This is a genomic window from Mycobacterium gordonae (assembly GCF_001417955.2).
GTDB lineage: Bacteria > Actinomycetota > Actinomycetes > Mycobacteriales > Mycobacteriaceae > Mycobacterium > Mycobacterium gordonae_B.
Genome location: NZ_LKTM01000037.1, coordinates 1 through 11,729, shown reverse-complemented (window position 1 = coordinate 11,729; position 11,729 = coordinate 1). Strand labels below are relative to the sequence as shown.

Genomic DNA, 11,729 nt, shown 5'->3' with positions numbered 1-11,729 from the left:
AGCCATTGCTCTCAGGGGTCCTTTCAGGCGCTCGCCAGCTCGGCGGCTTTGTCGGCACCGGCGTCCATGGTCTCGGCGGATTCCTCGTCGGTTTCGGCGGCAACGGTGGAAACGGGGCGCCCGGGACGCCGAACGGAACGGGCGGCCAAGGCGGCGACGGCGGGCAATGATCGGCGTACCCGGCGCGCCGGGCCTCCCCTGACCTGCGCTGGCGCTACAGCGTCTTCAGGATCTCCCGAGCCAGCGCCGCAGTCTCCGACGGCGTCTTGCCCACCTTGACACCGGCGGCTTCCAGTGCGTCCTTCTTGGCGGCCGCGGTGCCCGACGAGCCGGACACGATGGCGCCCGCGTGACCCATCGTCTTGCCCTCCGGCGCAGTGAATCCCGCGACGTAGCCGACGACCGGCTTGGTGACGTTGGCCTTGATGAAGTCGGCCGCGCGCTCCTCGGCGTCACCGCCGATCTCACCGATCATCACGATGAGCTTGGTGTCGGGGTCCTTCTCGAAGGCCTCGATGGCGTCGATGTGGGTGGTGCCGATGATCGGGTCGCCGCCGATGCCGATCGAGGTGGTGAACCCGAAATCGCGCAACTCGTACATCATCTGGTAGGTCAGGGTGCCGGACTTGGACACCAGCCCGACCGGACCGGGGCCGCTGATGTTGGCCGGGGTGATTCCGACCAGCGACTGCCCGGGGCTGATGATGCCCGGGCAGTTCGGCCCGATGATGCGGGTCTTCTGGCCTTTTTGGACGTTGTAGGCCCACGCATAGGCGCTGTCCTGCACCGGGATTCCCTCGGTGATGACCACCAGCAGCGGGATCTCCGAGTCGATCGCCTCGATCATCGCGTCCTTGGCGAACACCGGCGGCACGAAGATGATCGACACGTCGGCGCCGGTCTTCTCGATGGCCTCCACGACGCTGCCGAACACCGGCAACTCGACCGGATTCCCGTCGACGTCCTTGTGCGCGACCGTGGTGCCCGCCTTGCGGGCGTTGACGCCGCCGACGATCTGGGTGCCGGCCGCCAACATCCGCGCGGTGTGCTTGGTCGCCTCCGCACCGGTGATGCCCTGGACGACGACCTTGTTCTCAGAAGTCAGGAAGATAGCCATTGCTCTCAGGGGTCCTTTCAGGCGCTCGCCAGCTCGGCGGCTTTGTCGGCACCGGCGTCCATGGTCTCGGCCTGAATCACCAGCGGGTGGTTGGCCTCGGCCAGGATGCGACGGCCCTCTTCGACGTTGTTGCCGTCCAACCGGACTACCAGGGGCTTGTTGGCCTCGTCGCCCAGGATTTCCAGGGCCTTGACGATCCCGGCCGCCACCGCGTCGCACGACGTGATGCCGCCGAAGACATTGACGAACACGCTCTTGACTTCCGGGTCGCCCAGGATCACGTCCAGGCCGGCCGCCATGATCTCGGCCGACGCGCCGCCGCCGATGTCCAGGAAGTTGGCCGGCTTCACGCCGCCGTGCTTCTCGCCGGCGTAGGCGACGACGTCCAGCGTCGACATGACCAATCCCGCGCCGTTGCCGATGATTCCGACCTCGCCGCTGAGCTTGACGTAGTTGAGGTCGTGTTCCTTGGCTTTGAGCTCGAGCGGGTCGGTGGACGCGCGGTCCTCGAACTCGGCGTGCCCGGGCTGACGGAAGTCGGCGTTGGCGTCCAGGGTGACCTTGCCGTCCAGAGCCAGGATCTTGTCGTCCGGCGTGCGCACCAACGGGTTGACCTCGACCAGAGTGGCGTCCTCGCCGACGAACACGCCCCAGAGCTTCTCGATCGTCACAGCGGCCGCGTCCAGCACGTCGGCCGGCAGGTGGCCCTGTTCGGCGATGGAACGCGCGAAGGCCAGGTCGACGCCCTCGACGGCGTTCACCGGCACCTTCGCCAGCCGGTCGGGCTTGGTCGCGGCGACCTCCTCGATCTCCATGCCACCCTCGACCGAGCACATCGCCAGATAAGTGCGGTTGGCGCGGTCGAGCAGGAACGAGAGGTAGTACTCCTCGGCGATGTCACTGGCCTCGGCGACCAGCAGTTTCTTCACGATGTGGCCCTTGATGTCCAAGCCCAGGATGTTCTTGGCGTGCTCGTAGGCTTCCTCGGCGTCCGCGGCGTACTTCACGCCACCCGCCTTGCCGCGGCCACCGGTCTTGACCTGGGCCTTCACCATCACGGGCGCGCCGATCTCCTCCGCGATGGCCTTCGCGCCTTCAGCGGTGTCGGTGACCCGGCCCTGCGTGCCGGGTACACCGTGCTTGGCGAACAGTTCCTTAGCTTGATACTCGAACAGATCCATGGGGCGTCACTGCCTTTGCTCGGCTTGCTTGCTAGGGCCAACAGGGTGGCGGTGCCGGTACTCGGCAACTCGCACGGAGGAACTGTATCGACCCCGGAAATCAGCCCTGCCGCCGCATCCCACAGCTGTGGCATACGTCACGCCATGGACTGAAACATGAAACGTGACCCAAGTCACAAAAATGGCCGGATTTGATACTGAGGTTGCCAGCCACCTACGTTTGTGGATACCTTCTCAAGGTCCAGATAACGTTATGGTCACGATCCGAGGACATTTCAGCTTGTCCCAGCACCTTTTCGCTCGCTCTGCCGCCGCAGTATCTGCGCGCGCATCCCGGGAACGCTGGCCCCATCACCGCAACGAAGTCACCGAGATCATCCCGTTAGACGGGTTTGATGAACTCGATGACATGGAGCTGGCCGACCTCGACGAGTTGGACTTCGGCGAGTCCGAGTTCGCGTTCGACGACCTGCTGCTGCAGGCCCCGGAGCTCGACGACCTCGACGACACCGACGATCTGACGCCGATGTGGCTGGCGGCCCCGGCCACCGAGGTCCTGCCCCGCGTCTCCGTTGAGACAACGCACGCGATCACCGAGGTCATCAACGTCACGCCCGTCCCGCGTCGCGGCGGCAGCCACCGCAAGCAGCCGACCAGTGCCGCCAAGGGACGTCTGCTGATCGGCGCGATGGCCGCCGGGGCGGCAGCCGCGGCGACCCACACCGCCGTCAGCCAAACCGACAACAACACCAAGATCGAGACGGTGCTCACCGCCAACGCCTCGACGCTCACGGGTGGGTCCGGTAACGCCGGCACCAGCACACCGCGAGGCGTGCAGGTCATCGCCGCCCAGCCGGCCAATGCGGCGCTGCACAACGAAGAACTCGCCCGCGGCGTCGCTTTCGCGCAGGAGCGCGCCCAGCGCGAGGCGCGACTGCAGCAGCCGCTGTACGTCATGCCCACCAAGGGCATCTACACCTCGAACTTCGGCTACCGCTGGGGCGTCCTGCACGCCGGCATCGACCTGGCCAACTCGATCGGGACCCCGATCTACGCGGTTTCCGATGGTGTCGTGATCGACGCGGGCCCCACCGCGGGCTACGGAGCGTGGGTCAAGCTGCTGCACGCCGATGGCACCGTCACGCTGTACGGCCACGTGAACACCACACTGGTCGGCGTCGGCGAACGCGTGATGGCGGGCGACCAGATCGCCACCATGGGCAATCGGGGCAACTCCACCGGCCCGCACCTGCACTTCGAGGTGCTGCTGAACGGCAGTGAGCGGATCGACCCGGTGCCGTGGCTGGCCAAGCGGGGATTGTCCGTCGGCAACTACGCCGGCTGACCGGTGACTGGGCCGAACGATCCCCCTACCAGCGAGAGCCCGCCTGAGCCCACCGAGTCCCGGACCCGCATCATCCGGCGGGCCCCGACCGGCCCGCTGCCCCCGATAGTCGCTCAGCCGACCACCCAAATCCCGCGTGGCACCGGCCTTCCGCCGCTGCCCGCTGTCCTCCGGCACGAGCCGAGTCCCCGGACGGCGATAGCCGCCAGCGCCGTCAGCATCGTCAGCGGATGGGCCACCTCGGTGGTGACCACCGATCTGATCGCCGGCTGGTGGCAGACCGACCGCCTATTCTGCATCGCCGTCGGATTCCTGGCACTGGTCTTCGCGCTCACCACGGTCTCGGGCGTCATCATGCTGCTGTTGCGCCGCCCGTTCGCCCGCTACCTGATCGTGGCCGGGGCAGTTGTTGCGCTGTTGACCTACCTCGGGGTGTTCATCGCGGGGGCGCGGGTGGGATGGATCGTGCATGCGCTGCCGCTGCTGCCGATCGCCAGCTTGGTGCTGGCGCTGCTGCCGGACACCAGGCGCTGGGCGGAATAGACCCCTCTTGCGCCGAAAGTGAACTGAGGGTGGCGTTTTCGCGATTTCGCCGCCCTGAGAGCACGCTCGGCGACGCCGGCTCAGAGCTTGCTGATCGGCGCGTGGTTGTGCATCAGTTTGACCCGCCCGGCACTCCCGAAGTCGATCAGCGACATCGCGGATTCGCCGACGCCGGAGACTTCCTCGACGCGCCCCAGTCCGTATTTGTCGTGCGTCACCCGATCACCCGGCTCCAGCACCACCAGCGGCCGCTTGCTCGCCCCGGAACGCGTGGGTGCCGACCGTGGGGTGCCGAACCGCCCGGCGCCGCTCACCGGCGCACTGAACGACGGCTTGGGCGCGACCCGGCGCCAGTCGATGAGCTGCTGCGGAATTTCGCGCAGGAAGCGCGATTCCGGGTTCAGCATGGGCTGCCCCCAGGATGACCGGACGATGGCCCGGCTTACGTACAACCGTTGTCGGGCCCGGGTGATGCCGACGTAAGCCAGGCGCCGTTCCTCGGACAGCTCCATCGGGTCGTCCAGCGCCCGCATGTGCGGGAACATGCCGTCCTCCCAGCCCGTCACGAACACCACCGGGAACTCCAGCCCCTTGGCGGTGTGCAGGGTCATCAGCGTGACCATTCCGGCGCCGTGCTCGGGTATCTCGTCGGAATCGGCGACCAGCGACACCCGCTCCAGAAAGGCCGCCAGCACACCGGTGTCCGGGACATCCTCGTCCTCCGGCGCGTCTTCGGCCAGGGCGGCCGCGTTCGCCAGATCGGTGCTGAATTCGTGTGCGACGCTGACCAATTCGTTGAGGTTGTCCAGCCGCGCCAATTCCTGCGGATCGGTCGACGACTCCAGCTCGCGGCGGTAGCCGGTGCGTTCCAGCACCGCCTCGACCAGCTCGCCCAGGTCGTCATCGAGATGCCCGCGCAATTCGTCGAGCAGTTCGACGAAGCCGGCAATGCACTTCTCGGCGCGGGTGTTGAGCATCGGCACCTTGCCCTCGGCGGCCGCCTGAAGGGCGTCGGCGAAGCTGGCGCCGGTGTTCTCGGCATACACCGCGACACACGCTTCGGCACGGTCGCCGATACCGCGGCGCGGGGTGTTGAGGATGCGCCGCATGCTGACCGCGTCGCCGGGGTTGTCCAGCACCCGCAGATAGGCCACGATGTCGCGGATCTCCTTGCGCTCGTAAAAGCGCACGCCCCCAACGACTTTGTACGGGATGCCGGCGCGGATGAAGACCTCTTCCAGCGAGCGCGATGAGTTGTTGGTGCGGTAGAAGACGGCGACGTCGTTGTAGGTGATCTCGCCACGGTCGGCCAGCGCGTCGATCTCGTCGGCCACGAACCTGGCCTCGTCGTGCTCGTTGTCGGCGACGTACCCGACGATCAGTTCGCCTTCGCCGGCGTCGGTCCACAACCGCTTTTCGCGACGCCCGGCATTGCGGGCGATCACCGAGTTGGCCGCCGACAGGATGTTCTGCGTCGAGCGGTAATTCTGTTCCAGCAGAATCGTTGTGGCGTCCGGATAGTCGCGCTCGAAGTCTTCGATGTTGCGGATCGTGGCACCGCGGAAGGCGTAGATGGACTGGTCGGCGTCGCCGACCACACACAACTCGGCCGGCGGCACCTCGTCTTCCGCGTCGACAGAGCCGTGCCCGACCAGCTCCCGCACCAGCATGTACTGGGCGTGGTTGGTGTCCTGGTACTCGTCGACCAGCACATGGCGGAACCGGCGCCGGTAGTACTGGGCGATGTCGGGAAAGGTCTGCAGCACCGCGACGGTCTCGCCGATCAGGTCGTCGAAGTCCAGCGCGTTGGCCGCCCGCAGCCGGCGCTGGTATTCGCCGAAGACGGATGCGACGGTGCGGGCCAGGTCGTCGGACTCGTCGGTGAGGTTGGACACCGCCTGATGCGGGTCGATCAGCTCGTTCTTGAGGTTCGAGATGGCGTTGGAAAGCAGTCGCGGAGAGTAGCGCTTGATGTCGAGGCCCATATCGCGGCCGATCATCTGCAACAGCCGCCGCGAATCGTCGGCGTCGTAGATGGAGAAATTGGAGTTGAGCCCCTCGATCAGCGACGCCTGATTGCGCAGGATCCGCACGCAGGACGAGTGGAAGGTGGACACCCACATGTACCGGGCTCGGTCGCCGACCAGACTGACCACCCGTTCGCGCATCTCGGCGGCGGCCTTGTTGGTGAAGGTGATGGCCAGGATCTGACCGACGCCGACGCCGCGTTCGGCGATCAGGTAGGCGATACGGCGGGTCAGCACCGCGGTCTTACCCGAACCTGCGCCGGCGACGATCAGCAGCGGCGAGCCTTCGTGCACCACCGCCTGGCGCTGTTGTGGGTTCAGCCCGTCCAGGAGTTCGTCGACCGCGCTGGGACGGGGGTACTTGGCTTGGGTTACGTGCACACTCATGTCGGTCCAAACTTACCGCCGCCGGCTGACAGTGCGCCGGTGGCCGTGCGGCAGTTCCCGGCGAGGTTTTTGCGCACGTCCACCACTTGGTGGCACACTCGGTGCGTGCTCAACACGCAGCCCCGATTTTTCTACGGGTACCGGCCAGCGGTGCCCGTGGTCTAGCTGCTTTCGCAGAGCCCCGTGGTCCGCTTCCGGATTCGGGGCTCGTTTCTTGTGTGAGGCCGAAACCGGATGAGACCAGAACCACCACCTCACGAGAACGCGGAGATTGCAGAAATGAACACAGAGACGATCGGCACAGATCAGCTCAGCATCGACGAGTTGCGCCAGGAGATCGACCGGCTGGACGCCGAGATCCTGGCCGCGGTCAAACGACGCGCCGAAGTGTCCCAGGCGATCGGCAAAGTCCGGATGGCCTCCGGCGGCACCCGGCTGGTGCACAGCCGCGAGATGAAGGTCATCGAACGCTACAGCGAACTGGGTCCCGAGGGTAAAGACCTGGCGATGCTGCTGTTGCGTCTGGGCCGGGGACGACTCGGCCACTAGGTGCGCGCGGCGCCCCCGCGATCGGTACCTGCCGGAGCGCACCACGACCAACCCCCGTCGCCCGGCACTAGGGTCGAAATATGACCTCCGAATCCATTCCCGACATCACCGGCACTGCGGCGTGGGACGCCCTGCGCAAGCATCACGATCAGATCGGAGCCACCCACCTTCGCGACCTCTTCGCCGACGACCCGAACCGCGGCCGCGACCTCACCCTCACCGTCGGTGACCTCTACATCGACTACAGCAAACATCGCGTCACGCGCGAGACGGTGCGGCTGCTGATCGACCTGGCTCGCGCGGCCAACCTGGAAGAGCGCCGTGACGCCATGTTCGCCGGGGCGCACATCAATACTTCCGAGGACCGCGCGGTGCTGCACACCGCGCTGCGACTGCCCCGCAACGCCGAGCTGACGGTCGACGGTCAGGACGTCGTCAAAGACGTGCACGAAGTACTCGACGCAATGGGCGACTTCACCGACCGGTTGCGCAGCGGCGACTGGAAAGGCGCGACCGGCGAGCGCATCAAAACCGTCGTCAACATTGGGATCGGCGGGTCGGACCTGGGTCCGGTGATGGTCTACCAGGCGTTACGCCACTACGCCGACGCCGGCATCTCCGCGCGCTTCGTCTCCAATGTGGACCCGGCCGACCTGGTCGCCACGCTGGCCGATTTAGAGCCTGCCACAACACTATTCGTTATCGCGTCGAAGACGTTCTCCACGCTGGAAACGCTGACCAATGCGACCGCCGCCCGTCGCTGGCTGACCGACGCACTGGGCGACTCCGCGGTGGCCAAGCACTTCGTCGCCGTCTCCACCAACAAGCGACTGGTCGACGAATTCGGGATCAACACCGACAACATGTTCGGGTTCTGGGACTGGGTTGGCGGGCGCTACTCGGTGGACTCGGCGATCGGGCTCTCGGTGATGGCCGTGATCGGCCGAGAGGCGTTCGCCGACTTTCTTTCCGGCTTCCACATCGTCGACGAGCATTTCCGGACCGCACCGCTAGAGTCGAATGCGCCTGCGCTGCTTGGTCTTATCGGCCTGTGGTACAACAACTTCTTCGACGCGCAATCGCGCGCGGTGTTGCCGTACTCCAACGACCTGGCCCGCTTCGCCGCATATCTGCAACAGCTGACCATGGAATCCAACGGCAAGTCGACCCGGGCCGACGGTACGCCGGTTACCACCGATACTGGTGAAATCTATTGGGGCGAGCCGGGAACGAACGGCCAGCACGCGTTCTACCAGCTCCTGCACCAAGGCACGCGGCTGATACCGGCGGACTTCATCGGCTTCAGCCAACCCCTTGACGACCTGCCGACCGCCGAGGGCACCGGCAGCATGCACGACCTGTTGATGAGCAACTTCTTCGCCCAGACCCAGGTGCTGGCCTTCGGCAAGACCGCCGAGGAGATCGCCGGCGAAGGCACCCCGGACGACGTGGTGCCACACAAGGTGATGCCCGGAAACCGGCCGTCCACTTCAATTTTGGCCACGAGGCTCACGCCGTCGGCGCTGGGCCAACTGATCGCGCTCTACGAGCATCAGGTGTTCACCGAGGGCGTGGTGTGGGGCATCGACTCGTTCGACCAGTGGGGTGTGGAACTCGGCAAGACGCAGGCCAAGGCGCTGCTGCCGGTGATCACCAGTGACGCTTCGCCAGAGAAGCAATCGGACAGCTCGACCGATGCGCTGGTGCGCCACTACCGCGCCGAACGGGGCCGCGCCGGCTGACGTTCCACGGCGAGCAGACGCAAAGTCCCCCGTTTCACCGGCGTGTCGGGGGATTCTGCGTCTGCTCGGCGGGTTCAGGCGAAGCGCTTGGTCAGCGGCGGAGGCAGCACCCGCATCAGCTGAACCAGCGGCGCCCACGGCCACCACGGCACAGCCGCGCGGCCAGGTTCGCGCTCGATGGCGGCGACGAGCTTCCTCACACCAGTTTCGTTGTCCACCATCAACATTGTGGTGCCCGACTTGGCGGTCATCTCCGACTCGATGTAACCGGGCTCCATCACCGACACCTTGATGGGGCCTTTGGCGTATTCGGCGCGCAGCGATTCACCGAGCGAGCTGACGCCGGCTTTGCTCGCGGCGTAGGCGGCCTTGACACCGGGCACGCCCTTATTGCCCAGCACTGAGGAGATGAGCACCAGATGACCGGATCCGCGCTGGTTGAACATTTCCAGCGCAGCTTCGATCTGCACCAGCGCCGCGATGAGATTGGTTTCCAGGGTCGCCTTGTTGGCCCATAACTTGCCGGAGCCGAGCCGCGCCCCCTTGCCGATGCCGGCGTTGACGATGATGCGGTCGATTCCGCCCAATTCGTCGCTCAACTCCCCGAACACTTTCGGCACCTGGTCATGGTCGTTGACGTCGAGCTGAGCCACCGCGATCTTGATCGACGGATACTGTTGCGAGAGTTCTGTTTTCAGCTCCTCCAGGCGGTCGGTGCGGCGGGCGCAGAGCGCCAGGTCACGGCCCTGGGCGGCGAAGGCGCGGGCCATCCCGGCGCCCAGGCCGGAACTTGCTCCGGTGATGAGGATTTTCTGGCGGGTCACCCAGGCAGCATATCTATCACTTCAGCAGCCGCGACATGCGCCGGTCGGCCAGCACCTTACCGCCGGTCTGACACGTCGGGCAGTACTGAAAAGACTTGTCCGCGAACGACACTTCGCGCACGGTGTCCCCGCACACCGGGCACGGCAACCCGGTGCGGGCGTGCACCCGCAGCCCGGAGCGCTTTTCGCCTTTGAGCGTGGCCGCGCCCTGGCCTACCGATCGGCTCACCGCGTCGGTGAGGACGGAGATCATCGCGTCGTGCAGGGTAGAGAGCTGCTCGGCGGACAGTTTCGCGGCGGTGGCGAACGGCGACAGACGCGCGACGTGCAGGATCTCGTCGCTGTAGGCGTTGCCGATGCCGGCGATCACCTTCTGGTCGGTGATGACGGTCTTGATCCGGCCGGTGTTGCCGGCCAGTACGCGGGCGAGATCGTCGGGGCCGAGTTCCAGCGCGTCCGGGCCCAGGGAGGCGATCTGCGGAACTTGCTGTGGGTCGTTGACCAGCCATACCGCCAGCCGTTTCTGGGTGCCGGCCTCGGTGAGGTCGAAGCCCGGCGCCTCGCCGGGTGTGCCCAGGTGCACGCGCAGGGCGATCGGTCCCTTGCCGGGCCGCAGCGGCGCCGCGGCCAACTTGTCCGACCAGCGCAACCAGCCCGCGCGGGACAGGTGGGTGATCAGCCACAGATCGCCGGCCTGCAAGCCCAGATACTTGCCCCACCGGGCGGCGCCGACGACGGTCTGGCCGTGCAGGGCGTTGATCGGCGGGTCGAAGGTCTTGAGCACCGACAGCGCGGCGACGTCGACGCGGCCGACCGTCAGGCCGACGGCGTGCCGGCGCAGGTGGTCGGCCAGCGCTTCGATCTCGGGGAGTTCGGGCACGTGTTCAGTGTGCCGGACGTGGCGTTATAGCGGGGCGCCCGGCGTGCCGGGCGTGCCCGAGATCTGGCCCTTGGTGCCCCCGGAGCCGGGGATGAAGCCGTCGCCGCCGTCCCCGCCGTTGCCGTAGAGGGTGGCGTTGCCGCCCGCGCCGCCGCTGCCGTTGGTACCTGACACGGGAGTCGGGAGGCCGATCCCCAGGCCAGGCGGCGACGACCGCCGACGTCGGAAACACGGCTGCCAGATTGGCTTGGCTGATTGTGGACCCGAGACTGGCCAGATCCGACGCGGACTAAGGAGGCCCGGCCGTTCCGGGCTGGCCGAACAGTTTCCCGCCGGTCCCGCCGGGGCCGCCCGTGCCGGTGCCGATTCCGACGCCGCCGTCACCGCCGTTGCCGATCAGAATGGCGTTGCCACCGGCGCCGCCGTTGCTCGCGTTGCCACCCCCGCCACCGTTGCCGCCTACTCCACCGTTGCCGAAGAAGAGGCCGCCGTTGCCGCCGGCGCCGCCGTTGTTGGTGGTGATGGCCAGGTTTTGCGCATTGTTGCCGCTGCTGGCGCCTGCGCCACCATTGCCGAACAGCTGTGCTGAACCTCCGGCGCCCCCTTCGCCGCCCGGCCCGCCCTTGCCAAAGGCGGCCCCCTGACCACCGACACCGCCGTCGCCGCCGACGCCGCCGCCACCACCTGGGCCGCTCTGACCGACGCCGCCAGCGCCACCGGACCCGCCGTTTCCTCCGAAGCCACCTCCGCCGACGGGAGCGATACCGCCACCGCCACCGACGCCACCGGCGCCGCCGGCACCACCCGCTCCGCTCAGCCAGCCGCCGATTCCGCCAGCACCACCCATGCCGCCGTTTCCACCGCTGCCACCGATATGGGCGGAAAGCGACCCGGCTCCACCGTTTCCGGCGTTACCACCGTGCCCTCCGTTGCCGAGCATTCCAGCGTTGCCGCCGGCGCCGGCCAAGCCGGCGGCACCGCCGTTCACACCGTTGAGGAATACCGGCGAAGGCACAGCTTGGCCGCCGCCGTCGCCACTGTTGCCACCGGCCCCGCCGTCGCCGTAGAAGAATCCGGCGTCGCCGCCTCGGCCACCGGCACCTCCGGTACCGCCGGCGACTGTCGCGCCCGCCG

Annotated in this window: 10 protein-coding genes and 2 pseudogenes; 4 read left to right on the top strand and 8 right to left on the bottom strand. The window is 67.1% G+C overall.

Annotated features, from left to right (window positions below):
• Positions 1–214 precede the first annotated feature (214 nt).
• Both sucD and sucC read right to left on the bottom strand, forming a co-directional pair.
• Positions 215–1,117, bottom strand: a complete 903-nt coding sequence (gene sucD / locus AO501_RS06505) for a succinate--CoA ligase subunit alpha (protein ID WP_055576947.1) — start codon at positions 1,115–1,117, stop codon at positions 215–217.
• A gap of 17 nt (positions 1,118–1,134) precedes the next feature.
• Positions 1,135–2,298 carry an ADP-forming succinate--CoA ligase subunit beta gene (gene sucC, locus AO501_RS06500; protein ID WP_055576946.1) on the bottom strand — a complete coding sequence of 388 codons (1,164 nt, stop codon included), beginning with the start codon at positions 2,296–2,298 and terminating at the stop codon, positions 1,135–1,137.
• Positions 2,299–2,551: 253 nt separating this feature from the next.
• Here sucC and AO501_RS06495 point away from each other — a divergent pair, with 253 nt between their 5' ends.
• Both AO501_RS06495 and AO501_RS06490 read left to right on the top strand, forming a co-directional pair.
• On the top strand, positions 2,552–3,643 hold the full coding sequence (locus AO501_RS06495; protein ID WP_082658429.1) for a M23 family metallopeptidase: 1,092 nt from the start codon (positions 2,552–2,554) through the stop codon (positions 3,641–3,643).
• 3 nt (positions 3,644–3,646) lie between these two features.
• Positions 3,647–4,186 carry a hypothetical protein gene (locus AO501_RS06490; protein WP_231752358.1) on the top strand — a complete coding sequence of 180 codons (540 nt, stop codon included), beginning with the start codon at positions 3,647–3,649 and terminating at the stop codon, positions 4,184–4,186.
• Between the two features lie 80 nt (positions 4,187–4,266).
• Here the strand turns inward: AO501_RS06490 and pcrA are convergent, their stop codons facing one another.
• The gene (pcrA, locus tag AO501_RS06485; protein ID WP_055576945.1) at positions 4,267–6,600 is read right to left on the bottom strand and encodes a DNA helicase PcrA; all 2,334 of its coding nucleotides are present in this window, start codon (positions 6,598–6,600) and stop codon (positions 4,267–4,269) included.
• Between the two features lie 234 nt (positions 6,601–6,834).
• Between pcrA and AO501_RS06480 the strand changes: the two genes are divergently transcribed.
• Complete coding sequence (locus tag AO501_RS06480) at positions 6,835–7,149, top strand: chorismate mutase (protein ID WP_082658428.1); 315 nt, start codon at positions 6,835–6,837, stop codon at positions 7,147–7,149.
• A gap of 80 nt (positions 7,150–7,229) precedes the next feature.
• The gene (pgi, locus tag AO501_RS06475; RefSeq protein WP_055576943.1) at positions 7,230–8,891 is read left to right on the top strand and encodes a glucose-6-phosphate isomerase; all 1,662 of its coding nucleotides are present in this window, start codon (positions 7,230–7,232) and stop codon (positions 8,889–8,891) included.
• Positions 8,892–8,965: 74 nt separating this feature from the next.
• Here pgi and AO501_RS06470 read toward each other — a convergent pair whose 3' ends face one another.
• The 5 genes and pseudogenes from AO501_RS06470 to AO501_RS37775 all read right to left on the bottom strand — a co-directional run.
• Positions 8,966–9,715, bottom strand: coding sequence for an SDR family oxidoreductase (locus AO501_RS06470; RefSeq protein ID WP_055576942.1), 750 nt, complete (start codon positions 9,713–9,715; stop codon positions 8,966–8,968).
• Between the two features lie 16 nt (positions 9,716–9,731).
• A complete protein-coding gene (locus AO501_RS38840) occupies positions 9,732–10,220 on the bottom strand; it encodes a zinc finger domain-containing protein (protein ID WP_371935037.1) in 489 nt (162 codons plus the stop codon).
• A 132-nt stretch (positions 10,221–10,352) separates the two neighbouring features.
• Positions 10,353–10,595, bottom strand: a pseudogene (locus tag AO501_RS38835) (DNA-formamidopyrimidine glycosylase family protein); the annotation flags it as partial.
• A 24-nt stretch (positions 10,596–10,619) separates the two neighbouring features.
• Positions 10,620–10,769, bottom strand: coding sequence for a hypothetical protein (locus tag AO501_RS36875; RefSeq protein ID WP_156452352.1), 150 nt, complete (start codon positions 10,767–10,769; stop codon positions 10,620–10,622).
• A 115-nt stretch (positions 10,770–10,884) separates the two neighbouring features.
• Positions 10,885–11,729: pseudogene (locus AO501_RS37775) on the bottom strand (PE family protein); the annotation flags it as partial.